Consider the following 21,975-nt stretch of genomic DNA (forward strand, 5'->3'; position numbering starts at 1 on the left):
AAACATCGAAGAATTATCAAAGAAAATAAAACTTACAAAAACTGAGAAAGAAATGTTTGAATTATTGTCGATACCATGGAATCCATGTATTAAAAATAGATGAATAATCTTAATAAATCAATTGTATTTTGAGACAAAAATTGCTATTATAACAGTGGAGAAATTGTCTTCAAAAATCAGGAGATTCCCTGCCAAATAGTGGGAGCTAAAAAATCAGGAGATTCCCTGCCAAATAGTGGGAGCTAAAAAATCAGGAGATTCCCTGCCAAATAGTGGGAGCTAAAAAATCATAGATTTCTTATAAGAAATCAAATACTTATACGAAGAGATAACCTCTTCGTTTTTTTATTATCTAAAAGGAACTATATTTATGAAATTATATGAAATTGATAGTCAATATATGGAATATTTATACAAAGCAGATTCAAAAGTTTTAATACATAATAGTGGAAATCATCAAAGAAAATTTATTGCTATAAAAGTATTAATAAATGGTTATAAGTATTTTGTTCCCTTATCTTCACCTGATAAAAGAGATTATTTTAATGATCAAGATGGTCATAAAAAAGTTCAATTTACACGAGTTCCAACTATTAAAAGAATATTTAATGGAAATCCAACGGTTGAATCATATCTAGGAAAGTTATTATTTAATAATATGATTCCTGTTCCTGAAGGATGTTATCATGAGTTTAATATTTTTTTAGAAAAAGATTTAAAGTATAAGGGATTATTAATAGATCAAGTTCAGGTTTTAAGAAGTTTTAAAAATCAAGAGGATATATTGAGACGAGCACAAATTGTTTATAAACTGAAAAAAAGAAAATCTTCTTATAATTATATAAAATTAGCAACGGTTGATTTTGAATTATTGGAAAGAAATTGTGATGAATGGAATAAGGTGTTTATAAAATAAGGATGTTAATGATTTGTTCAAAAAAATATACTATAATAATGTAAGAAACGAAAGGAGAGGCTTATGAAAAAATATTTAGCGTTTGATGTTGGGGGAACATCTGTCAAATATGCTGTTGTAAATGAAGAAGGAGAAGTGTCTTCATCAAATAAATTTAAAACACCAGATACATTAGAAAAAATGTATCAAGAAATAGAAAATGTAGCTCATGAATATCAAGATATAGAAGGAATTGCTTTATCAATGCCAGGAGCTGTTGATAGTGATGGTGGTATTATTTATGGTTCAAGTGCTATCGATTATATTCATGGTCCAAATATTAAAGAAGATTTAAAACAACGTTTAAATAAAGATGTTGAATTTGAAAATGATGCTAACTGTGCAGCCCTTGCAGAAGTATGGAAAGGTGTTGCATGTCATGAAAATGATTGCTGTTTTATTGTTAGTGGAACAGGAATTGGTGGAGCAGTTATTAAAGATCGTCATGTTCATCATGGAAATGCATTACATGGTGGAGAATTTGGTTATATGATTATGAGATATGATCAAGATGAAAAGAGATATTATACATGGTCAGATGATGGATCAACAGTTGCGGTAACTAAAAGAGTGGCTAAGGAACTAGGCGTTGATTATCATACTTTAGATGGTAAAGAAGTTTTTGATCAAGCGGATAATAATGAAGTTTATAAAAAATATGTTGATGAATATTATCGTACTCTTGCAATGGGTATTTATAATTTACAATATGCTTATGATCCAAGCATGATTATTATTGGTGGAGCTATTTCATCAAGAAGTGATTTATTAGATAAAGTCAATGAACAATTAGATATTATTTTTTCTCAATTAACGCATGCACATGTACGACCAAATATTAAAGTATGTCAATTTGGAAATGATGCGAATTTAATTGGAGCAACATATCATTATATTCAAAGACATTAAGGAGGATTTTATGAATAAAGCAATACCTAAAATTAATACACAACTGAGAAGTCATACAATTCTTGTACCTGAAGTTTATCGTGAAGCTACAGGAGTTTTAATTAATGGAAAAAGGATTAAATCACTGGTTTTTTCAACAGATGTAGCGGTGATTGCTAATTGTAATGCGGATGCTGTTATTGCGGTTTATCCTTTTACACCAACAATTCAAATTACAGAAGCAATTATTTCAGTTGCTCAAAGACCTGTTTTTGTTGGTGTTGGTGGTGGAACAACTGCCGGTAAACGTGTTGAATCGATTGCTTTAGATGCAGAGTTACATGGAGCAACAGCTGTTGTTTTAAATGCACCAACAGCAACTGAATTTGTTCAAAATCTTGCAGATGATATTGATATTCCTGTTGTTTTAACAATTGTTTCTTTAAATGAAGATTTAGAAAAAAGAATGTTACATACGAAAGCAAATATTATAAATGTATCTGGAGGAAAAGATACTGTTAAAATTGTTAAAAAATTAAGAGAAATTGATCCTAATTTCCCTATTATTGCTACTGGTGGACCAACAGAAGAAACAGTTAGAGAAGTTATTCAAGCAGGAGCAAATGCTGTAACCTTTACACCACCTACAAATGGTGAAATCTTTAAAGGAATGATGGAAGAATATCGACATAGATATGATTAAGAGGAGAAATCCTCTTTTTTTGTAGATGACAATTGAAATGATTTTCTATATAATTGACAAAGAGAGGTGAATGAAATGAAACAATATTTAGATATGTGTCAATATATATTAGAAAATGGTCAAGATAGAGATGATCGTACAGGAACAGGAACACGTAGTGTTTTTGGTTATCAAACACGTTATGATTTAACAGATGGTTTTCCTTTACTTACAACAAAGAAAATGTTTTTAAGACCTATTGCTGAAGAATTATTATGGTTTATTAAAGGAGATACTAATATAAAATATCTTGTTGATAGAAATGTGAAGATTTGGAATGAATGGCCTTATGAAGCTTTTAAGAAAAGTGAAGATTTTCATGGAGAAACTTTAGAAGAATTTGTTGCTAAAATCAAAGAATTACCAGCAGATGATCCATTTGTTGTTAAATATGGTGAATTAGGACCAGTTTATGGTAGACAATGGCGTAATTTTAATAATGAAGGTGTTGATCAAGTAGCAAAACTTGTTGATTCATTAAAAAATAATCCATTTTCAAGAAGACATATTATTTGTGCCTGGAATCCAGCAGAAGTTGATGAAATGGCACTTCCACCATGTCATGCTTTCTTACAATTTTATGTAAGCAATGATAAAAAATATTTAAGTTGTCAATTATATCAAAGAAGTGCAGATACATTTTTAGGAGTACCATTTAATATTGCATCTTACGCTTTATTTACAGCAATGCTTGCTCAAGTATGTGGGTACAAACCAAAAGAATTTGTGCATACTATAGGAGATGCTCATATTTATAAAGATCATTTTGATGTTGTTAAGGAACAAATTTCTAGAACTCCTTATCCTAAATGTCAACTTGTTTTAAATCCAGAAGTTAAATCTATTTTTGATTTTACAATAGATGATATTAAAATTGAAAATTATCAATCTCATGGTAGACTTGTTGGAAAGGTGAGTGTCTAATGATTTCTATTATTGTAGCAACAGATGATGATTTATTAATTGGTAAAAAAGACTCTTCTAATGGAATGCCTTGGCATAATAAAGAAGATTTACAACATTTTAAAAAAACAACACTTCATCAAACAATTTTAATGGGAAAAACAACATACATGGCAATAGGAAGACCACTTCCTCATAGAAAAACAATTGTTGTAACCCGTGGTGAATTAGATGATGAACGTGTAGAAGTAAGACATGATTTAGTAGAAACGATTCAAGAATATAAAAATAAAAAGGAAGATTTATTTATTTGTGGAGGGGCTTCTATTTATAAGCAAGCACTTCCTTATGTAGATGAACTAATGATTTCTAGAATACCAGGAAAACATGAAGGTGAAACCTATTTTCCAAGTTTTGACGAATATAATTTTCAATTAGAAAAAGAAACACAAATGGAAACATTTGTCTTACAAATCTATAAAAAGGGATGATGATATGAAAAGAATAATTTTAGTTGTCTTAAGATGTATTTTTAAATTACCTTATTGGTGGTTTTATAAGTTAAAACAATATCAAAATAAAGAAAAATATCCAACAATTGATGAAGGATATCAATTTATACATAATGTTGCTGATGAAATTGTTAAAAAAGCAAGAGTAGATTTAGAATGTTATGGTTTAGAAAATCTTCCTCAAGAAAATGGATATCTCATTACTCCTAATCATCAAGGATTATTTGATATTGTGGCTGTTTTTAAAACACATGATAAAACAGCTAAATTTGTATTAAAAAAAGAATTAGCATCTACAATTTTAATTAAAGATGTTGTTAAAACATTAGACTATTATGCTTTGGATCGTAGTAGTATTAGAGATGGTGCCAAAATGGTTAAAAACGTTTCTAAAGAAATAGAAGCTGGTATGAATTATGTTATTTATCCAGAAGGAACACGTTCTAAACAAGGTAATAAAATAGGTGAATTTAAAGGTGGAACCTTTAAAATTGCTTTAAAATCTCATTGTCCAATTGTTCCAGTAGCAATGATTGATTGTTATCAAGTATTTGATAACAATACAATTAAACCCGTAAAAGCACAAATTCATTATTTAAAACCAATTGAATATGATGAATATAAAGATTTAAAAACACCTGAAATTGCTGCTCTTGTTCAAAGTAGAATTCAAGCGTGTATGGATGAGTATTGTTAATGTTTATACATGTAAATGGTGTGCGCTTGTTTTATGAAAAACAAGGAACAGGGAAACCTTTAATTTTACTTCATGGAAATGAAGAAGATCATCGTATTTTTGATGAAGCTATAGAATTATTAAAAAAGCATTATACTGTTTATGCTGTTGATTCTAGAGGACATGGTCAAAGTGATAAAGTTCTAGAATATCATTATCTAGATATGGCAAAGGATATTCAAGAAATGATTGAACAACTTGAATTAAAAGATGTTTCTTTAATGGGAAGTAGTGATGGAGCAATTATTGGTTTATTAATAGGAAGTCTTTATCCAAAACTTGTAGATCATTTAATTCTTGCAGGAGTCAATGTTAAACCCAATGGTGTTATATTAGAAGTTTATCAAGAAATGAAGGAGCAATATCAAAAAACAAAAAATCCTTTAATTAGAATGATGTTAGAAGAACCCCATATTTCTAATCAACAACTTCATCAAATAGAAGCTAAAACATTACTACTTGCAGGAAGTGATGATTTAATTAAATTAGATCATATTGAACGTATTTCACATCATATTAAAAACTGTGAGTTTAGAATTCTCGAAGGAGAAGATCATAGCAGTTATATTATTCATAACAAAAAGATTGCTAAAATTATATTAGAAGAATTAAAATAAAGGGGATGTTACGAAATAATTTAAAATCGTAACATCCTTTTTTGTTATAAATTCTAACTAAAAAATAGAATATTGATCTCTTATCAATAATATATATTTTCTACTAATTAATTCCTCGAATGTTATAGTTGAGGAATTGTTTTAATTAGATACAATTGTTTCTTATAATAGAATAATTGTATTATAAAGATACTTAAAATTTCTATTTTTAATGTCTTTTTATTTTACAAAAGAAAAGACTGTTGTTTTTATTTGTCAACAGTCTGAAATAAAGAACCATTAAGTTTTTTTTATTTGTTAAGAAGTAATGATGCTTTTTCAATATATTTTTGATGATATTCATCAAAAATACAATCAGGATCATGATAATAAGTTTCTAAAACATCACACATTTTAAGTAGTTCACTATATTGATCATGAATTTTATTTTTAGTTGAATGATTTTTAATAGCTTGAACGATAATATCTATTTCTTCATTTTCAAACAATAAACTTTCTTCTAACATCTTTCTAGCAAGTTCACTTGAAAGTTGAGCGTGATTAAATGAGGTATTGTTTTTATAAACGGAATAATCATGTAAAAGTCCCATAATAGCGCATAGTTCACAGTCTAATTGTACATACTGACTATAGGCAATACATAAGGTTGAAACGCCAAATAGATGACGATAGCCTTGTCTTTTTTTGTTTCCAAAACAGTTTTTTTCAAGTTCTTGATATACGATTTTTTCAATTTCTAAATATCTTTTCATCGTCTAAGTCCTTTAGGATATAAATTTTTAACTTGATTATTACTTTCTTTATAGAAAGAAAGTGGATAACCATCAACAAAAATAATACCATATCCTTTATTATTATTTCCTTTTAAAGTTAAACCAGAAAGATAATCTTTTACTTCTTGACTATCACATTTAAAATTATAAGATCTTTTAACATCATCTTTATTTAAAGTAAGAGCAAGTGAAAGACTTGGTTCAAATCTTCCTTTTTTACATTCTCCTAAATAAAGACCATTTCTTAAAACTTTGATTGGAAGTTCAGGAAAATGATTTAAAATAGCATAGACATGATTATTTGATTGATAAAGATAAGGTGGTACAGGAATATTTAAGTTTTCTTGATAAAACTTTTGAACAAGTTGTAGCTGTTCTTTCTTTAAATTTGGTTTTAAAATTTTTTCTTTTGAAATAGCTGTTTCTGTTGTTTTTTGTAACATGGCTATAAATTGTCCTTCACCACGATTAATGTGAGGATACATTCTAATGGTTCCTTCAATAAAACCATCAGACATTCCTTCTTTTTTATTAATTGGAAGTAATTTCATACCTAATTCATTGATCATATATTCAACTTGTTTTTCATTTTCATCTAAAGAATAAGTACATGTAGAATAAATTAAAATGCCATCTTTTTTAAGCATCTTATATGCTTGATCAATTAAGTTTCTTTGAATATAAGCACACTCATTTATCTTTTGCATTGACCAAGTATCAATTGCTTCTTTATCTTTTCTAAACATACCTTCTCCAGAACAAGGAGCATCTAAAATGATTTTATCAAAGAAACTTTCAAATTTCATTTTTAAAGGATCACAATTCGTCACAATTGTATTTTTTAAACCAAATCTTTCAATATTACTTGATAAAATAGAAGCACGTAATTTAGAAATATCATTAGCAATCATTAATCCTTCATTAGAAAGACGGCTGGCAACATAACACGTCTTACCTCCAGGAGCACCACACATATCTAAAACATAATCATTTTCTTTAATATCTAAACAAGCGGCTACGCTCATAGCACTTGGTTCTTGAATATAATAAAGTCCACACATAAAATAAGGACTTTTACCTAGTGGATAATGAAGATAATCAAAATAATAACCACCATCTACATAAGGATGTTTTTCTATATATTGATGATTTAAATGATTTAAAACATCCTTTTTTAAAGGATTTAAATAAAATCCTTTAACTTCATTTTCATTTAAAGAATTAATAAAAGCATCAAAATCATCTTTTAATAATTCTTTCATTCGTTTAATAAATAATTCATTCATTATTTTTTCCCCTCAATAAAATAAGTTGCTTCCATATCGGCAACACTTAATGCAAAAGCAATAGGAAACATTTCAAAAGCTTTTCCAACATTTCTAGCATCTTCATTTCCAGAAAAGCCCATATGATATCTAATCGCAAAAGCTTCTTCTCTTGTAAGACGCATATAACCACTAATCATATAAACACTTTTTTCACCATGACCATAAGGCAATTGATCATCATATTCATAGTTTGGTACTTGAATCCATTGACCATCTTTTTTAACATTACGTGTTCCCTTTTTATAACAGTTAATTTTACATAAATCATGTAATAATGAAACAATCGCAATTGTTTCTTCACTATAATTCATTTGATATGTATCTTTCACTCTTTCTCTTTGAAGATAATCTTTCAAACAATCATAAACATTTAAGCTATGTTCAAGTAATCCACCATCATAGCTTCCATGAAATCGTGCACTGGCAGGTGCTTCAAAGAAATCAGAATGTGGAGATAATAAATATTCAAGAAGTTTTTCACTTCCAGGTCTTTTTATATTTGTTTTATATAATTCTATAAATCTTTCTTTATTTGTCATAAGCATTCCTCTTTTTTTATATTTTATCGAAAACATGCTTTTTCTTCAATAAAAGTATGAAATAAAATATCAAGGACATACTAGAAATGAAAGAAGGAATAAAATGAAAAGATATATTATAACTTTGATACTTTTAATAACTTGTACTTTTACTTTAACAGGCTGTAGAAATCAAACAACTGATAGTGGTTTTAAAGGAAACGTAGAAATTGCGTGGGATGATGTAAAGGATGATTTTGATCAAATAGATCAAGATGTTGAAAATGATACTTCTAAACAAGATGTTAAAGCCTTGACACAAACAATTTTAGATGGTTATGATAAAATAAAAGAAGGAATTACTCAAGATAATCAAGAAGAAGCTAAAAAAGTTTACGCAGCTGCGAGTCGATTAGAGTATATAGAAAAAAATACAGATCAAAAGTTATCAAGTGAAGAAAAAGAAATTTTAGAATTAGGAAAGAAAACGAAAACATTGATGATGCATTATTATGGAAATGGGGAAGGTATTTTTCAAGATGCTGTAGATGATGTAGAAAATGGGATTGATCGTGTAAAAAATTTCACAGAAGAAAAATGGAATGATTTTAAAGATAAATTAGAGTAGGGAATACTCTTTTTTTATTTTTTGCTTGTTTTATAATAAAGGTCTTGTTATAATGATAAGGCACACAAGCCCGAATGGCGAAATTGGTAGACGCAGCAGACTCAAAATCTGCCGGTGTAACAGCTGTACCGGTTCGAGTCCGGTTTCGGGCACCATACTTGCGGGTGTAGTTCAATGGTAGAACTTCAGCCTTCCAAGCTGACTACGTGGGTTCGATTCCCATCACCCGCTCCAAGTGATGATAACATCTCTAATGAGATGTTTTTATTATATGTTTTATTTTAGTTTTTTTAAAAACTCATGTGCAAAATAAATAATTGCAATTATAAATATTACAATGTAAAAAAATATTATCATGTTTTATTACCTTTTTTTTGTTATTAACATTACATATAAATTATACTAATAGTGTAATATTTTGAGAAGTCTTGGACGTATTTTTATACTAATAAATAAAAAATATTAAATAACTCTATTAGATTTAAAATACGTAAACGTGTGAAGAAAAATAAAAAAATATGAACCAACTTGGCTCATATTTTTTTATATCCAACTTGGCTCATATTTTTTTATATCAAGAAGCTTTTATTATTTATGTATAGCAAAATAGATAATATGATTGAATAAGAAGTAAAAAGTTAAATTGATGAAAATTATGTTTTATCCTAAAATAATGTTTTTAAGATAAAGAACCGTTTAAACTACAAGTTAATGTAACAGTACAATTTTGTGTTTCTACTGCTGTTCCATCTACATATCTTTTTGCTGTTGCTTTTGCAGTAGCTTTATTTCCTGATTTGGAAGCACTTTTTGAAGAAATTTTCCAATTTGCATTTTTAGATGTAGCACTGGCAATAGACTTTGTACATGTTGATGAAGAACCTGTGTATGTGAAAGTGCCAGTTACAGTTACACTAAACATTGTTGTTCCTTGAGCATTTTTGTAATTTCCTGTTTTTTTAGCTGTTTTTTGATTAGATGCTCTTGTTGTAGGAGTTTCTTCTATAATTGTTTCAAGATAGTATCCATTATCTAATTGAATAATTTCTTTTTTTGTTCTAATGCAAACACAGGAAATGATAAGAATAAAATACTGCTTAAGATTGTTAGTATTGTAATAATTTTTTTCATAATTAATTCTTCTCTTCAATTGTATACTCTATATTTTTGATTTTTGAATTTTCAGAATCACGATAGCTTTTATAAATAAGTATTCCACGCCATAAACAACATATTAGAACAGCTATAGTGCAAAAAATGATTGCTTTTTTCAAAATATTTTTTATATGAGATTGTTTAATTAAATAATTAGCATCTTGATCTTCAAAATAGGAAATAATAATATCAGAAGGATAACCAAATTCATTACATAAATCATCATAAGTTATATTATCAGAATCGATATTTTCAATAATATTTGTTTTTAATCTTTTTAAAAAGATTTTTTCGTTTTTTGATAAAAATGGGAAAAAATGTTTACAATCTTTGATATATTTATTTACATTTCTATTCACTTTCATATTTATTCTCCATAATTCTTTCAATACTATTAATCATTGTTAAATATTCTTCATATAGTTTCTGCATATGTACAATACCTTTTTCTTCAATATGATAATAAATTCTTGTTTGTCTTTTACCAACAAGTCTTTTTTCATCACTGATTAAACCTTCATCTAATAATCTATATAAAATAGGGTACATTGTTCCCTCAGCAATATGTATTGTTCCATTAGAGATTTTATCTAAAGTTTGTACTATTTGATATCCATAACAATCACCTTCGCTTATTATTTTTAATAATAACATTTCCATTTTGAAAAAGCCTTTTGTATTTTTAGCCATATCATTATCACCTAATTTAATTATAAACATATAACATATTTAATTCAATGCCTATATAAGATAAGTATTTGTTGACATATGATTTATTTATGCTAGACTGTAATCAAAGAAAGCGCTTACCTAAAAATAAATAAAGGAGGAAATAATCATGTTGAAAAAAAGTATTGCTTCACTAGTATTAAGTATGGTTATGTTAGCTTCAGGTTCTGTTTTTGCATTTCGTGATGCAGGTGTAAAAAATCATGCAGATGGTAAGGACTATCCAGGTTTTTATCAAGCTGATTCTTTTTCAGCTTATTCAGGAGGATGGACTCAAAATAATTTGACTGATAAATCAGGAAATCATTGGACAAAAAGAACTGTACGAAATGGAAATCAATATTTTTGTGCTTATGTAAGCGTTGTAAATGGTGGGGAATTTGTTGGTCCACAAAGTCTTACTAGTTCTTATGTCAAATCAAAAGTAACTGTTAGATCAAAAAAAGCACATACTCATAAAATAAGAGTAGAATCATAGATTTTTATGAAAAAAATATTTACAGGGATTATTATTATCGTTTCATCTTTCTTGTTTTATGATATTTATAATAAGTATCAAACAACGCATGAGGATAATTTATATGGAATCGATTCGATAAATAATAAATTTAATAATATAGTTACTTTTGAACAGACTAATTATGAAAATAATAAAGACTTTATAAATGACTTATCTACATTGGCTGATAAATATAAAGTTACTGTCGTAAAATCTGATTTTGATGAAAAAAGAGAAATATATAATTATTATATTTATTCCCATGAAAATATTCATGATCTATGTGATATTATCGTAGATAAAGATATTGATTTCGGTGATTTAAAGCAAAAAAAATATTATTCTAATTTAGACAAAAATAAAAATGCAATTTCATTGTTTTCAATGGGTAAAAATATATTTTTAAATATAAAACCAATATCATATTTGTATAATAATCATGATGTAGTAGGGGATTATTATTTTAGTGGAAATAATAAAATGATTTCATCATTTTTAAAAGAATTAGATATAAAATATCCAATAAAAAGAAATGAAAAGATGGAAATAGATGAACATGAAAGTGATAATAATCATGTAAGTATTAATATGACTATGTTTGTTATTTGCGCTATTGTATTTTTATTGATTATCATAGGATGGATAACAAAAAATAAAAAAACACATATGATTTATTTTTTAAATGGTGTAAGCGTAATAGAGATTGTTAAAGATTTATATTTGAAGACATTTTTATTAGGAATGATATTCTCAGTTTTAGTTCCTGTTGTTTTATTTGTTTGCTTTGTAGAAAACATCAATGTTTTTACAAATAAAATGATTTTCAGTTTATTTGTAATCAGTTTACTAGAAATCGTAAGCCTTATTGTAATATTGATTATTATGACAATTTATTTGTCAATACATTTTAAGCTGGATGGTTTATATGGAAATAAAAGCCTAAAGATTTTCTTAAATATAAATTATATAGCAAAACTTATATTTATGTTGCTTCTGATGCCTTTGATAGTTCAATATAATCAAATACTTATCAATGATTTTCAAAATTTACAGTATGTTAAGTCTAATTATCAAGGAATAGAAGATTATATAAATATCTATACGATGGATTATCATTATCAGGATTTTAATTATAGTTTAAATGATGTTTTTGATGGAAAATTAAATTCAAGTATTCAAGAATATCAGTATTATTATGACTTGCTAGAAAAAAATGGTGCTATTTCTTTTATGTGGCAACCGTTTAGGGAAAATGTTGATGAATATATTGTAAATTATCAATATTTAAAACAATTTCCAATGATTGATATAAGCGGAAAAAAACTCAATATTAATTTAGAGACAGACCAATGTTTTGTTCTTGTTCCTGAATCGTTAAAAGATATTGATATCCAACAATTTTTACAAGAAAGAAATATGAAACTAGAAAAAGTTGTTATAAATAATGAACAACCTCATTTAAGAAATTTAGATGCAAGTAGTTGTGAAGAAACAAATGACAAGGCAATTCTATTTGTTTATGGAAAATACTATCAAAGAAAAGAAAGAAATTCTTATATTAATATCTATATAAAAAAGACAATTCATCAAGTTGATAAAATTGTTAAAGGAAGTCGTTTTGAAGGAACATTGAAATGGTATTCTTTAGATGACTATATAAAACAAACTGAATTACGCTCACCATATTATATTTTTAAAAATACAATCATTACTTTATTGACAGTTTTGTTGATAATCATGATTCTTTATGAAAATTATTGTTTTTATATAAAATTAAATATGAAAAAGGTAATGGTCAAAAAGATCATGGGGTTAAACAGATGGGATATCTTTAAAAATTTATATTTAGAATTGCTAGTATGTTATCTACCAGTTTTAGTTTTATGTAGAGAATATTTGCTGGTTCCAGTATTATTCTTATTGTTTGATGGATTATTACATATATATGTGACATATTATATTTATAATGTAAAAACGGTCTATTATCTAAAGGGAGGTTCGTAAAATGAATGCTTTAGAACTAGAAGATATCAAAATGCAGTTTAATCAAAAAGTATTATTTGAAAATCTTGATCTAGCTATTGAAAAAGGAACGATCAACACGATTATGGGAGAAAGTGGTTCAGGGAAATCAACCCTTTTAAATATTATTGGCTTACTTTTAAAACCAACAGCAGGAGCAATCAATATTCTTGATTATCAAAATGTAAAACCAAATACTAGACAAGCTATGTTGATTTTAAGAAATGACATCAGTTATATTTTTCAAAATTATGCCTTAATTGATGATGAAACAGTTTATCAAAATATAGAACTGGGATTAAAATATACAAAAGGGAATCATCATAAAAAGATTGAATCTATTTTAAAACAACTTCATTTAGAAGAACTAAAAAATGAAAAAGTAAGCTCATTATCAGGAGGAGAGCAACAAAGGGTAGCCTTTGCAAGAGCATTTGTAAAACCTAGTGAAATCATCTTATGTGATGAACCGACAGGTAATCTTGATTCTAAAAATAAAATGATTATTTTAGATTTATTGAAACAATTAAATGAAAATGGGAAAACAATTATTATTGTTACTCATGATCAAGCAGTTGAGTCAATTGCTCATCATAAATATCGATTAGCTGATAAAAATATTAACCAAATAAGTGCATAAATATAAATAGTAGTATAAAAAATGAATAAATGATTTTACAGTAAAAGGACTGTTACGGTATTGAATATGATTTTGTACAGTCCTTTTTTAACATTATAAAATTGATTATTTACACGTTTATAATGAAATTATTAGTGATAAAGCATTAAGTAACATATGTATAGCAATTGGTTTCATAATATTGTAATTGCTACGTATGTAGATCGTATTTGTTATTGAATAAAATAATATATAATTTATCATTGAAATAATAACTTTATAATTTAATGTTACTATTTCAGTTATACAATGAAAACATGCAAAGAGTAGGGCGATAATAATTGTTTTAATTACTTTATGATTATCTAAAAACTTTGTATTTTTAAATATTTGAGCTTTAAATAGAATTTCTTCTACAAAAGGAAGAAGCAATATAACAATCAATCCTGTAATATAAGGATGCTTTGAATAGAGCATACTTATAATATTGTTATTAACAGTAGTTTGTTTAAATAAGGTATAAGATAAAAATGTTAAAGCAATATTTATTGCAAAGATCATAAATGTTACTACCGCTGTAATAAATGCTCCAGTATCCAATACCTCATTGATCTGTTCAATAATATTGTCAAACTCTTTTCTAGATATTCTAATCATTGAAAAGAAAAGAATCAAAGATACAACTAATCGAGTATATATTTGATATTTTGTAGGTGTTAAAGATATAATAAAACTTCCTATAAGCAAATAACCAACAAAATAGAGTTTTTATTATATTTAAAACAAATGGTTGACAGATGATAACAATTTGTATAAAATGTAATCACATTTGATATAAATACTGTGAAAAGAAAGAGTAGACGTTGATCTTTAGCGTAGAGATTTCCTGGTAGGTGAAAAGGAAAGTAGAGATTTTTGTTGAATTCATCTTGGAGTAGAGTGTTGAACAGTTTTAAGTAGGCATCTCCGGTTACACCCGTTAAAGTGGAAGAGTATGATTGTACTCGATGAGGTTAGTATAGTAATATACTAATAAACAAAGGTGGTATCACGAAGCTATAGCTCTCGTCCTTAGAGGATGAGAGCTTTTTTATTTATATCAAGGGAAATGAAGAAAAGGGGACAAGTAATATGATTATTGTAATGAAATCAACAGCATCTAAAGAAGATGTAGAAAAAGTATCAGGATCAGTAGAAAAATTAGGGTTAAGAGTAAATGTTGTAAATGGGGCAACACAATCAGTTATTGGAATTATTGGAGATACAACAAAAGTAGATCCAGAATCGATTGAAGTTGATCCAGCTGTAGAAAAGGTCATGCATGTATCAGAACCATATAAATTAGCTAATAGAGCTTTCCATCCAGAAGACTCAGTTATTGATGTAGGTGGCGTTAAAATTGGTGGAGGACATCTAGCAGTGATCGCAGGACCATGTTCAGTAGAAAGCAAGGAACAAGTTATTGAAATCGCTAAAGCAGCCAAAGCAGCAGGAGCTAATCTATTAAGAGGTGGAGCGTTCAAACCAAGAACATCACCATATGCTTTCCAAGGAATGGGATCAGAAGGGTTAGATATTCTAGTAGCAGCTAAAGAAGCAACAGGATTACCAATCGTATCAGAATTGATGGATGCAGAATACTTAGATGAATTCATTGAAAAAGTAGACTTGATTCAAATTGGAGCAAGAAACATGCAAAACTTCGACTTGTTAAAGAAAGTCGGGAAAGCAACAAAGAAACCAATCTTGTTAAAAAGAGGGTTGAGTGCAACATTCCAAGAATGGATCATGTCAGCAGAATATATCATGGCAAGTGGGAATCCAAATGTCATCCTATGTGAAAGAGGAGTGAGAACATTTGAATCATACACAAGAAATACATTAGACTTACAAGCAGTCCCAGTAATCAAAGAATTGACACACTTACCAATCATTATCGATCCAAGTCATGCCGGAGGAAAATGGTGGTTAGTAAATCCAATGGCAAAAGCAGCAGTCGCAGCAGGATGTGATGGATTAATGATCGAAGTGCATAATAATCCAGAAAAAGCATTATGTGATGGACCACAATCATTAAAACCAGCCAAATTTGAACAATTAATGAAAGAATTAAAACCAATTGCTGATGCAGTAGGGAAAGAATTATAAGGTGATGATAATGGAAATGATCGTTAATTTAAAGGAACATAGTTATCCTATTTATATAGAAAAACATATTTTAGATAAAGCAAATGATAAAATAAAAGAAATCTTTAAAGGAAAGAAAATAATGATCATTTCCGATGATCAAGTTTATCCTTTATATGGAGATGCATTAACAAGAAATCTTGAAAAAGATTATGAAGTAAGTCATGTTGTTGTAGAACATGGAGAAACATCAAAACGTTTTGATATGTTACCAGCACTTTATAAAGCATGTTTAGATTTTAAACTTACAAGAACGGATTTAATCATTGCTTTAGGTGGTGGTGTGATTGGTGATATGGCAGGATTTGTCGCAAGTAGTTATTTAAGAGGGGTAAAACTTGTCCAAATTCCTACTTCTTTACTTGCACAAGTGGATAGTTCTGTTGGTGGAAAGGTAGCGGTTGATTTACCTGAAGGGAAAAACCTGGTAGGAGCTTTCTATCATCCATCCATGGTTTTGATTGATCCATGTACATTAAAGACATTAGATCCACATTTTATCAGTGATGGCATGGGAGAAGTCATTAAATATGGATGTATTAAAGATAAAAAATTATTTGATCAATTAAATTCTTATCAAAATTTTGAAGAACTCTATGAATTTATTGATGAAATCATATATAATTGTGTCAACATCAAAAGAGAAGTTGTTGAAAAAGATCAATTTGATTTTGGTGATCGTTTATTACTTAACTTTGGTCATACCTATGCGCATGCCATTGAACAATATTATCACTATGAAAAATATTCACATGGGGAAGCCGTAGGTATTGGAATGTATCAAATTACAAAACTTGCTGAAAGTTTAGATTTGACAAAAACAGAATCTTCCATGCAAATTAAAGAAATCTTACAAAAATACAATCTACCATATGAATGTCAAGTTGAAACAAAAAATCTTATTCAAGCTATTTCTTTAGATAAAAAGAATATTAATAATTCGTTATCTGTTGTTTTATTAAAAGAAATAGGAGATAGTTATGTTTATCAAACAAATCAAGAATTTTTATTAAAAAAAGAAAGGGTATAAAATGAGTCAAATTAAGTTAATTCCTACAAAACTAAAAGGAAAAGTATCTGTTCCACCTTCAAAATCATTAGCACATCGTGCGATTATTGCAGCTAGTCTTGCTAAAGGTATTTCAAGAATTGATCATATAGAATATTCTCAAGATATTAAAGCAACAATTGGTGCGATGGAAGCACTTGGAACAATTATTGAACAACATGAAGATTATCTTATTATTAATGGTAATTACACATTTACTAAAAATAATACGATGCCAGGAGTCCAAATTGATTGTGAAGAATCAGGATCAACGCTTCGCTTCATGGTTCCTATTTCTCTTGCTAAAGAAAATAAAGTACGTTTTATAGGAAGAGGACAATTAGGGAAAAGACCATTAGATACCTATTATGAAATCTTTGAAAGACAAAATATTGGTTATTTATATCGTGAAAATGTTTTAGATTTAAATGTTGTGGGTGAATTAAAACCTGATTTATATCGTATTCCAGGTAATATTTCATCACAATTTATTACCGGTTTATTATTTGCTTTACCTTTATTATCATTTGATTCAATCATTGAAATTACGACACCACTTGAAAGTAAAGGATATATTGATTTAACATTACAAGTATTAAAACTTTATGGTATTGAAATTGTGAATCATGAATATAAACAATTTATTGTAAGAGGTAGACAAGAATATAAGGCAAGAGATTATCGTGTGGAATCTGATTTTTCTCAAGCTGCTTTCTATTTAGTAGCGGGTGCTTTAGGAAATGATGTTACATTATTAGATTTAAACTTAGATTCTTTACAAGGTGATAAAGCAACAATTGATTTTTTAAAACAAATGAATTGTGAAATCGTAGAAAATGATGAAGGAATTAAAGTGGTGAGTCATGGTTTAAAAGCAACAATTGTGGATGCGAGTCAATGCCCTGATGTTATTCCAGTTGTCTCTCTTGCCTTAGCAGTGGCAAGTGGACATAGTGAAGTCATCAATGCTGGACGTTTACGTATTAAAGAATGTGATCGTCTTCAAGCAACAGTTGAAGAATTGAATAAACTAAAAGCACATGCAGTTGAACATGAATCTTCTATGGAATTAGATGGCGTAGAAACTTTAACTGGTGGAAATGTATCAAGTCATGATGATCATCGTATGGCGATGATGCTAGCGATTGCTTCAACAGTGTGTAAGGAACCAGTCATTATTGATAATAAAGAATGTGTTAAAAAATCTTATCCAAGTTTTTGGGAAGATTTCGAGATGTTAGGAGGAAAAATCGATGGGGGCAACTTATAAAAATAATATAGAACTGACAATTTTTGGTGAATCCCATGGAAAAGCTATTGGTATTACCATTGGCAATCTTCCTAGCGGTATTCAAATTGATTTAGGTGAAGTTTCGCGTGATATGAAAAGAAGAGCACCAGGACAAAACAAAATGTCGACAGCTAGAAAAGAAGCAGATCAAGTAGAAATTTTATCAGGGTTACAAGATGGTATTACCACAGGAGCACCTCTTACAGGAGTCATCTATAATAGTGATCAACATTCTAAAGATTATTCTTTACTTAAAACAAATATGCGACCAGGACATAGTGATTATCCAGCTTATATTAAATATAAAGGATTTAATGATGTCCGTGGTGGTGGTCATTTTTCGGGAAGAATTACAGCCCCAATCGTTTTTGCGGGAAATATTGCTAAACAAATATTAAAACAAAAAGGTATTGTTGTAGGAGCGCATATTTTATCGATTGGAAATGTAAAAGATGAAAGATTTCCATATAATGTAGATGAAACATTACTTTCAAGTTTAAGTCAAAAACAATATCCAACAATTAAAGAAGATGTTTTTGAAAAAATGGAAGCAACTATTTTAAAAGCAAGAGAAAATTTAGATAGTGTAGGTGGAAAAGTGGAATGTGTAGCACTTCATGTACCTGCAGGTATTGGAGAACCATTCTTTGATTCACTAGAAAGTCATTTATCATCTTTAATGTTTTCTATTCCAGCTGTTAAAAGTGTTTCTTTTGGAGATGGTGAAATGATTGATCAAATGCTTGGTAGTGAAGCAAATGATTGTTATTATTATGATGAAAATGGGGATGTAAAAACATCATCTAATCATAATGGGGGTATTACAGGGGGAATTACCAATGGAATGCCTGTGAGTTGTACAGTGACTTTTAAACCTACACCTTCGATTGCTAAAAAACAAAAAACAATTAATGTTGAAACTAAAGAAAATGTTGAATTAGAAATAAAAGGAAGACATGATCCTTGTATTGTTCAAAGAGCAGTTGTTGTTGTTGAAGCGATGATGGCTTTAGGAATACTTGATATGATGGGGGAATAAGTATGAAAGATTTAAAACAATGCAGAATTGAAATAGATGAAATAGATCAACAATTAATGGAACTTTTTGAAAAAAGAATGTCTCTTTCAAAAAGTGTTGTTGAATATAAAATAGCGAATCATTTAGAAATCTTTCAACCTGAAAGAGAAAGAGAAGTTATTGAAAAGAATTTAAATCGTTTAGAAAATGAAAATCTTAAAGAATATGCAAGATGTTTTATTCAAGAAATGATGACTGTTTCTAAATCTTATCAATCAGATTTATTACCTCTTGAATTAGATAAAAATATTAAAACTGAATTCAAAAAAGATCCCCTTGTTGGATATCAAGGAATTGCTGGAGCATTTTCTCAAAGTGCTGTAGAAAACTTCTTTGGTGAAGGGACAAGAAATATTGGTTATAAAGACTTTGAAGATGTTTATGTAGCATTAGAAAATGGTGAAATTGATTATGGGGTTTTACCTATTGAAAATAGCTTAACAGGATCTATTAATGATAACTATGATTTAATTAGAAAATATGGTTTTTATATTGTAGGAGAAACTGCTGTAAATGTTAGTCAATGTTTAATGGCACTTCCAGGAACAAAGATTGAAGATATAAGACAAGTTTACTCACATCCTCAAGGATTAGCACAATCTAGTGAGTTCTTATATCAACATCGCTATATTGAACAAAGACCATTTCAAGATACAGCAATGGCTGCTAAATATGTTAAAGATTCAAATAATCCAACAAAAGCAGCAATTGCTTCACCCCTTGCTTGTAAATTATATGGTTTAGAAATGTTAAAAGAAAATGTTCAAAATAAGAAAAATAATAGAACACGTTTTATGGTTATTTCTAAAGAACTTATTTGTCCAAAAGAAAGTGATAAAGTTTCAGTTATCTTTACTTTACCACATCAAGTAGGTGCCTTAGATAACATGTTACAAACAATTAAACAAAGTCAAATTAATATAGATCGTATTGAGTCTAGACCAATTGAAACACAATATTGGCAATATTACTTCTATATTGATTTTGAAGGAAATATGCATGAAGAAAGAATACAAAGAGCGATCAATAAAATGAAAGCTAATAGTACAACATTAAAAGTATTGGGAAATTATAAAAGGGCGTAAGAATGAAAAATATTATATTAGTGGGAATCATGGGGTGTGGTAAAACAACCATCTCCAAATTATTATCAGAAAAACTGAATATGCCAGTAATCGATATGGATGAATATCTTGAAAAGAAATATCAATTGACTATTCCAGAAATGTTTGATATTTCTGAAGATTATTTTAGAGATCGTGAAAGTGAAGCTTGTTTAGATATGGCTCAACTTGATGGTTATATTATCTCTACTGGTGGTGGCGTTGTTAAAAGAAAAGAAAATCGTGATATTTTAAAACAAGCGGGTACTGTTTTCTATATTGATCGACCTTTAGATAATATAGTAAGTGATGTTGAAACAGCACATCGACCTTTATTAAAAGATGGCCCTCAAAAACTTTATCAACTCTATGATGAAAGACATGATCTTTATTTAGATAGTTGTCATTATCATGTTGATAACGATGGGACATTAGATGATATTGTTAATAAAATTGTAGAAGATATAAAATAAGGAGATAATCAAGAACGATTATCTCCTTTTGCTTTAATATATTCTTTAAATAAAGTATAAAGAATAGATGTAAGTGGAATAAATAAGAACATTCCTAATATACCCATAAGATTACCACCAATAATAACAGCGACAAATACCCATATAGAAGGAAGACCAACTGAATTACCAACTACATGAGGATAAATTAAATTTCCTTCTATTTGTTGTAAAACAAGAAATAAAACAATAAATTCTAAAGCTTGCAGAGGATTAACTATACCAATCATAATAATTCCTACAAAACAACCAATAAAAGCACCAAAAACAGGAATTAATGCAGTAACAGCAATGACAACTCCCATTAACAAGGCATAAGGCATTTGTAAAATTGACATTGAAATAACAAACATACTACCAAGTATACAAGCTTCTAAACATTGACAAGTAATAAAATTAGAAAAAGTATGACTAGATAATTGTATGATATTACATATTTTTTGTGTTTTTTCTTGACCGATTAATACTTGGGATGTTGTTTTTATTTGTTTAGATAATGTTTCTTTTGAAAAAAGAAGGTAGATTGAAAAAACAAGACCAATAAAAAAGGTATATAAACTACTTAATGTATTAGATAAAATAGAAAATCCTGAATGAAAAAGTGTTTGCCAATTATTTACAATAGTTTTATATAAAGAAGATAAATCTATATCTAAAGAAATAATAGAATCAATCATATTTTTAAAACTACCATTCATTATATTTCTATTATCTTTTAATGTTTGGATAAATTGATCATAAGCATTAGGTGCTAATCTAATAATTTCTTTAATAGAATGAACAAGTTCAGGACCAACAATAAAACAAATAAGAATAATAAAAGCAAATAATAGTATTAATGTAATAATAAAAGAAAACATTCTTTTATTCTTACTATTCTTTAAAAGTGTATTTTCTAATTGTTTAGTAATAATATTTAATACAAAAGCAATACAAAATCCTACTAAAAAAGGAACAATAAGTTTCCATATAGTTTGAATAAAATGAAATACTTGTGATAAATTTAAAATAATTGCTAGTACAACACCAGCAAAACTTATTAAATACATATATTTTTTTATCTCTTTTTGATTTACATTCATAAAGTCACCTCTTATTTATTATAACTATAATTTATGAACAGAAAATGAAA

At 28.1% G+C, this 21,975-nt stretch carries 25 protein-coding genes, 2 tRNA genes and 1 other annotated feature; of the genes, 19 read left to right on the forward strand and 8 right to left on the reverse strand.

Going from position 1 to position 21,975, the window contains the following annotated elements; translation table 11 throughout:
* Positions 1-370: 370 nt before the first annotated feature.
* The 7 genes from Fi14EGH31_RS03880 to Fi14EGH31_RS03910 all read left to right on the forward strand — a co-directional run bounded on the left by Fi14EGH31_RS03880 (position 371) and on the right by Fi14EGH31_RS03910 (position 5,353).
* Complete coding sequence (locus Fi14EGH31_RS03880; RefSeq protein WP_022001196.1) at positions 371-916, forward strand: type III toxin-antitoxin system ToxN/AbiQ family toxin; 546 nt, start codon at positions 371-373, stop codon at positions 914-916.
* A 63-nt stretch (positions 917-979) separates the two neighbouring features.
* On the forward strand, positions 980-1,864 hold the full coding sequence (locus tag Fi14EGH31_RS03885; protein ID WP_022001195.1) for an ROK family protein: 885 nt from the start codon (positions 980-982) through the stop codon (positions 1,862-1,864).
* Between the two features lie 10 nt (positions 1,865-1,874).
* Complete coding sequence (locus Fi14EGH31_RS03890; RefSeq protein WP_022001194.1) at positions 1,875-2,546, forward strand: beta/alpha barrel domain-containing protein; 672 nt, start codon at positions 1,875-1,877, stop codon at positions 2,544-2,546.
* 75 nt (positions 2,547-2,621) lie between these two features.
* The gene (thyA, locus tag Fi14EGH31_RS03895; protein WP_022001193.1) at positions 2,622-3,509 is read left to right on the forward strand and encodes a thymidylate synthase; all 888 of its coding nucleotides are present in this window, start codon (positions 2,622-2,624) and stop codon (positions 3,507-3,509) included.
* Positions 3,509-3,979: a dihydrofolate reductase gene (locus Fi14EGH31_RS03900; protein WP_022001192.1), complete on the forward strand. Its 471-nt coding sequence runs from the start codon at positions 3,509-3,511 to the stop codon at positions 3,977-3,979. The genes thyA and Fi14EGH31_RS03900 overlap by 1 nt, the downstream gene beginning before the upstream one ends.
* A gap of 4 nt (positions 3,980-3,983) precedes the next feature.
* The gene (locus Fi14EGH31_RS03905) at positions 3,984-4,697 is read left to right on the forward strand and encodes a lysophospholipid acyltransferase family protein (protein ID WP_117575209.1); all 714 of its coding nucleotides are present in this window, start codon (positions 3,984-3,986) and stop codon (positions 4,695-4,697) included.
* Positions 4,697-5,353: an alpha/beta fold hydrolase gene (locus Fi14EGH31_RS03910; RefSeq protein ID WP_032091678.1), complete on the forward strand. Its 657-nt coding sequence runs from the start codon at positions 4,697-4,699 to the stop codon at positions 5,351-5,353. Before Fi14EGH31_RS03905 ends, Fi14EGH31_RS03910 begins: the two co-directional genes overlap by 1 nt.
* A 290-nt stretch (positions 5,354-5,643) precedes the next feature.
* On the opposite strand, the gene Fi14EGH31_RS03915 is transcribed toward Fi14EGH31_RS03910, so the two are convergent.
* From Fi14EGH31_RS03915 to Fi14EGH31_RS03925, 3 genes are read right to left on the reverse strand one after another with little or no spacing between them, the layout of a single operon-like run.
* Positions 5,644-6,105 (reverse strand): HD domain-containing protein, encoded by a 462-nt coding sequence (locus Fi14EGH31_RS03915; protein WP_117788308.1) that lies wholly within the window; start codon positions 6,103-6,105, stop codon positions 5,644-5,646.
* Positions 6,102-7,412: an RsmF rRNA methyltransferase first C-terminal domain-containing protein gene (locus Fi14EGH31_RS03920; RefSeq protein ID WP_200765160.1), complete on the reverse strand. Its 1,311-nt coding sequence runs from the start codon at positions 7,410-7,412 to the stop codon at positions 6,102-6,104. Before Fi14EGH31_RS03920 ends, Fi14EGH31_RS03915 begins: the two co-directional genes overlap by 4 nt.
* Complete coding sequence (locus Fi14EGH31_RS03925; protein WP_022001187.1) at positions 7,412-7,993, reverse strand: hypothetical protein; 582 nt, start codon at positions 7,991-7,993, stop codon at positions 7,412-7,414. The genes Fi14EGH31_RS03920 and Fi14EGH31_RS03925 overlap by 1 nt, the downstream gene beginning before the upstream one ends.
* Before the next feature lie 103 nt (positions 7,994-8,096).
* Between Fi14EGH31_RS03925 and Fi14EGH31_RS03930 the strand changes: the two genes are divergently transcribed.
* The 3 genes from Fi14EGH31_RS03930 to Fi14EGH31_RS03940 all read left to right on the forward strand — a co-directional run bounded on the left by Fi14EGH31_RS03930 (position 8,097) and on the right by Fi14EGH31_RS03940 (position 8,834).
* Positions 8,097-8,600, forward strand: a complete 504-nt coding sequence (locus Fi14EGH31_RS03930) for a hypothetical protein (protein WP_022001186.1) — start codon at positions 8,097-8,099, stop codon at positions 8,598-8,600.
* Positions 8,601-8,668: 68 nt separating this feature from the next.
* A tRNA-Leu gene (locus Fi14EGH31_RS03935) sits at positions 8,669-8,755 on the forward strand.
* A gap of 5 nt (positions 8,756-8,760) precedes the next feature.
* Positions 8,761-8,834, forward strand: a tRNA-Gly gene (locus tag Fi14EGH31_RS03940).
* A gap of 445 nt (positions 8,835-9,279) precedes the next feature.
* Here Fi14EGH31_RS03940 and Fi14EGH31_RS03945 read toward each other — a convergent pair.
* Genes Fi14EGH31_RS03945 through Fi14EGH31_RS03955 form a run of 3 tightly spaced genes read right to left on the reverse strand, consistent with a single transcriptional unit; the run spans position 9,280 to position 10,445 of the window.
* Complete coding sequence (locus tag Fi14EGH31_RS03945; protein WP_022000699.1) at positions 9,280-9,750, reverse strand: hypothetical protein; 471 nt, start codon at positions 9,748-9,750, stop codon at positions 9,280-9,282.
* Positions 9,734-10,120: a DUF6120 family protein gene (locus tag Fi14EGH31_RS03950; protein WP_117575217.1), complete on the reverse strand. Its 387-nt coding sequence runs from the start codon at positions 10,118-10,120 to the stop codon at positions 9,734-9,736. Before Fi14EGH31_RS03950 ends, Fi14EGH31_RS03945 begins: the two co-directional genes overlap by 17 nt.
* Positions 10,107-10,445 carry a PadR family transcriptional regulator gene (locus tag Fi14EGH31_RS03955; RefSeq protein WP_117575219.1) on the reverse strand — a complete coding sequence of 113 codons (339 nt, stop codon included), beginning with the start codon at positions 10,443-10,445 and terminating at the stop codon, positions 10,107-10,109. The genes Fi14EGH31_RS03950 and Fi14EGH31_RS03955 overlap by 14 nt, the downstream gene beginning before the upstream one ends.
* A gap of 148 nt (positions 10,446-10,593) precedes the next feature.
* Here Fi14EGH31_RS03955 and Fi14EGH31_RS03960 point away from each other — a divergent pair, with 148 nt between their 5' ends.
* From Fi14EGH31_RS03960 to Fi14EGH31_RS03970, 3 genes are read left to right on the forward strand one after another with little or no spacing between them, the layout of a single operon-like run.
* On the forward strand, positions 10,594-10,962 hold the full coding sequence (locus Fi14EGH31_RS03960) for a hypothetical protein (protein WP_022000926.1): 369 nt from the start codon (positions 10,594-10,596) through the stop codon (positions 10,960-10,962).
* 6 nt (positions 10,963-10,968) lie between these two features.
* Positions 10,969-12,987: a hypothetical protein gene (locus tag Fi14EGH31_RS03965; protein ID WP_200765161.1), complete on the forward strand. Its 2,019-nt coding sequence runs from the start codon at positions 10,969-10,971 to the stop codon at positions 12,985-12,987.
* A gap of 1 nt (position 12,988) precedes the next feature.
* Positions 12,989-13,645 (forward strand): ABC transporter ATP-binding protein, encoded by a 657-nt coding sequence (locus tag Fi14EGH31_RS03970; RefSeq protein WP_022001326.1) that lies wholly within the window; start codon positions 12,989-12,991, stop codon positions 13,643-13,645.
* 117 nt (positions 13,646-13,762) lie between these two features.
* Here the strand turns inward: Fi14EGH31_RS03970 and Fi14EGH31_RS03975 are convergent, their stop codons facing one another.
* Positions 13,763-14,371, reverse strand: coding sequence for a CPBP family glutamic-type intramembrane protease (locus Fi14EGH31_RS03975; RefSeq protein ID WP_118473974.1), 609 nt, complete (start codon positions 14,369-14,371; stop codon positions 13,763-13,765).
* Positions 14,372-14,458: 87 nt separating this feature from the next.
* Positions 14,459-14,700, forward strand: a binding site (T-box leader).
* A 55-nt stretch (positions 14,701-14,755) separates the two neighbouring features.
* Between Fi14EGH31_RS03975 and aroF the strand changes: the two genes are divergently transcribed.
* Genes aroF through Fi14EGH31_RS04005 form a run of 6 tightly spaced genes read left to right on the forward strand, consistent with a single transcriptional unit; the run spans position 14,756 to position 20,804 of the window.
* Positions 14,756-15,772: a 3-deoxy-7-phosphoheptulonate synthase gene (aroF, locus tag Fi14EGH31_RS03980; RefSeq protein ID WP_200765162.1), complete on the forward strand. Its 1,017-nt coding sequence runs from the start codon at positions 14,756-14,758 to the stop codon at positions 15,770-15,772.
* 10 nt (positions 15,773-15,782) lie between these two features.
* Positions 15,783-16,841, forward strand: a complete 1,059-nt coding sequence (gene aroB, locus Fi14EGH31_RS03985; protein WP_118473906.1) for a 3-dehydroquinate synthase — start codon at positions 15,783-15,785, stop codon at positions 16,839-16,841.
* Between the two features lies 1 nt (position 16,842).
* Positions 16,843-18,129: a 3-phosphoshikimate 1-carboxyvinyltransferase gene (gene aroA, locus Fi14EGH31_RS03990; protein ID WP_022001258.1), complete on the forward strand. Its 1,287-nt coding sequence runs from the start codon at positions 16,843-16,845 to the stop codon at positions 18,127-18,129.
* Positions 18,113-19,189 (forward strand): chorismate synthase, encoded by a 1,077-nt coding sequence (aroC, locus tag Fi14EGH31_RS03995; protein WP_117347314.1) that lies wholly within the window; start codon positions 18,113-18,115, stop codon positions 19,187-19,189. Before aroA ends, aroC begins: the two co-directional genes overlap by 17 nt.
* Positions 19,190-19,191: 2 nt before the next feature.
* Positions 19,192-20,313 (forward strand): prephenate dehydratase, encoded by a 1,122-nt coding sequence (gene pheA / locus Fi14EGH31_RS04000; RefSeq protein WP_117829405.1) that lies wholly within the window; start codon positions 19,192-19,194, stop codon positions 20,311-20,313.
* 2 nt (positions 20,314-20,315) lie between these two features.
* Positions 20,316-20,804 carry a shikimate kinase gene (locus tag Fi14EGH31_RS04005; protein ID WP_107030672.1) on the forward strand — a complete coding sequence of 163 codons (489 nt, stop codon included), beginning with the start codon at positions 20,316-20,318 and terminating at the stop codon, positions 20,802-20,804.
* Positions 20,805-20,812: 8 nt separating this feature from the next.
* On the opposite strand, the gene Fi14EGH31_RS04010 is transcribed toward Fi14EGH31_RS04005, so the two are convergent.
* The gene (locus tag Fi14EGH31_RS04010) at positions 20,813-21,925 is read right to left on the reverse strand and encodes an AI-2E family transporter (RefSeq protein WP_117347312.1); all 1,113 of its coding nucleotides are present in this window, start codon (positions 21,923-21,925) and stop codon (positions 20,813-20,815) included.
* Between the last annotated feature and the right edge of the window lie 50 nt (positions 21,926-21,975).

The organism is Faecalibacillus intestinalis (assembly GCF_015097455.1).
Taxonomy (GTDB): Bacteria; Bacillota_I; Bacilli_A; order Erysipelotrichales; family Coprobacillaceae; genus Faecalibacillus; species Faecalibacillus intestinalis.

Excerpts from the sequence above, each read along its gene's own strand:
- Fi14EGH31_RS04010 (WP_117347312.1), bottom strand. The coding sequence starts at position 21,925 with ATGAATGTAAATCAAAAAGAGATAAAAAAATATATGTATTTAATAAGT.
- Fi14EGH31_RS03900 (WP_022001192.1), top strand. The coding sequence starts at position 3,509 with ATGATTTCTATTATTGTAGCAACAGATGATGATTTATTAATTGGTAAA.
- Fi14EGH31_RS03955 (WP_117575219.1), bottom strand. The coding sequence starts at position 10,445 with ATGGCTAAAAATACAAAAGGCTTTTTCAAAATGGAAATGTTATTATTA.
- Fi14EGH31_RS03890 (WP_022001194.1), top strand. The coding sequence starts at position 1,875 with ATGAATAAAGCAATACCTAAAATTAATACACAACTGAGAAGTCATACA.
- aroA (WP_022001258.1), top strand. The coding sequence starts at position 16,843 with ATGAGTCAAATTAAGTTAATTCCTACAAAACTAAAAGGAAAAGTATCT.
- aroC (WP_117347314.1), top strand. The coding sequence starts at position 18,113 with ATGGGGGCAACTTATAAAAATAATATAGAACTGACAATTTTTGGTGAA.
- Fi14EGH31_RS03915 (WP_117788308.1), bottom strand. The coding sequence starts at position 6,105 with ATGAAAAGATATTTAGAAATTGAAAAAATCGTATATCAAGAACTTGAA.
- aroB (WP_118473906.1), top strand. The coding sequence starts at position 15,783 with ATGGAAATGATCGTTAATTTAAAGGAACATAGTTATCCTATTTATATA.
- pheA (WP_117829405.1), top strand. The coding sequence starts at position 19,192 with ATGAAAGATTTAAAACAATGCAGAATTGAAATAGATGAAATAGATCAA.
- thyA (WP_022001193.1), top strand. The coding sequence starts at position 2,622 with ATGAAACAATATTTAGATATGTGTCAATATATATTAGAAAATGGTCAA.
- Fi14EGH31_RS03880 (WP_022001196.1), top strand. The coding sequence starts at position 371 with ATGAAATTATATGAAATTGATAGTCAATATATGGAATATTTATACAAA.
- Fi14EGH31_RS03970 (WP_022001326.1), top strand. The coding sequence starts at position 12,989 with ATGAATGCTTTAGAACTAGAAGATATCAAAATGCAGTTTAATCAAAAA.
- Fi14EGH31_RS03930 (WP_022001186.1), top strand. The coding sequence starts at position 8,097 with ATGAAAAGATATATTATAACTTTGATACTTTTAATAACTTGTACTTTT.
- Fi14EGH31_RS03950 (WP_117575217.1), bottom strand. The coding sequence starts at position 10,120 with ATGAAAGTGAATAGAAATGTAAATAAATATATCAAAGATTGTAAACAT.
- Fi14EGH31_RS03960 (WP_022000926.1), top strand. The coding sequence starts at position 10,594 with ATGTTGAAAAAAAGTATTGCTTCACTAGTATTAAGTATGGTTATGTTA.
- aroF (WP_200765162.1), top strand. The coding sequence starts at position 14,756 with ATGATTATTGTAATGAAATCAACAGCATCTAAAGAAGATGTAGAAAAA.
- Fi14EGH31_RS03910 (WP_032091678.1), top strand. The coding sequence starts at position 4,697 with ATGTTTATACATGTAAATGGTGTGCGCTTGTTTTATGAAAAACAAGGA.
- Fi14EGH31_RS03885 (WP_022001195.1), top strand. The coding sequence starts at position 980 with ATGAAAAAATATTTAGCGTTTGATGTTGGGGGAACATCTGTCAAATAT.
- Fi14EGH31_RS03920 (WP_200765160.1), bottom strand. The coding sequence starts at position 7,412 with ATGAATGAATTATTTATTAAACGAATGAAAGAATTATTAAAAGATGAT.
- Fi14EGH31_RS03905 (WP_117575209.1), top strand. The coding sequence starts at position 3,984 with ATGAAAAGAATAATTTTAGTTGTCTTAAGATGTATTTTTAAATTACCT.
- Fi14EGH31_RS03965 (WP_200765161.1), top strand. The coding sequence starts at position 10,969 with ATGAAAAAAATATTTACAGGGATTATTATTATCGTTTCATCTTTCTTG.
- Fi14EGH31_RS03925 (WP_022001187.1), bottom strand. The coding sequence starts at position 7,993 with ATGACAAATAAAGAAAGATTTATAGAATTATATAAAACAAATATAAAA.
- Fi14EGH31_RS04005 (WP_107030672.1), top strand. The coding sequence starts at position 20,316 with ATGAAAAATATTATATTAGTGGGAATCATGGGGTGTGGTAAAACAACC.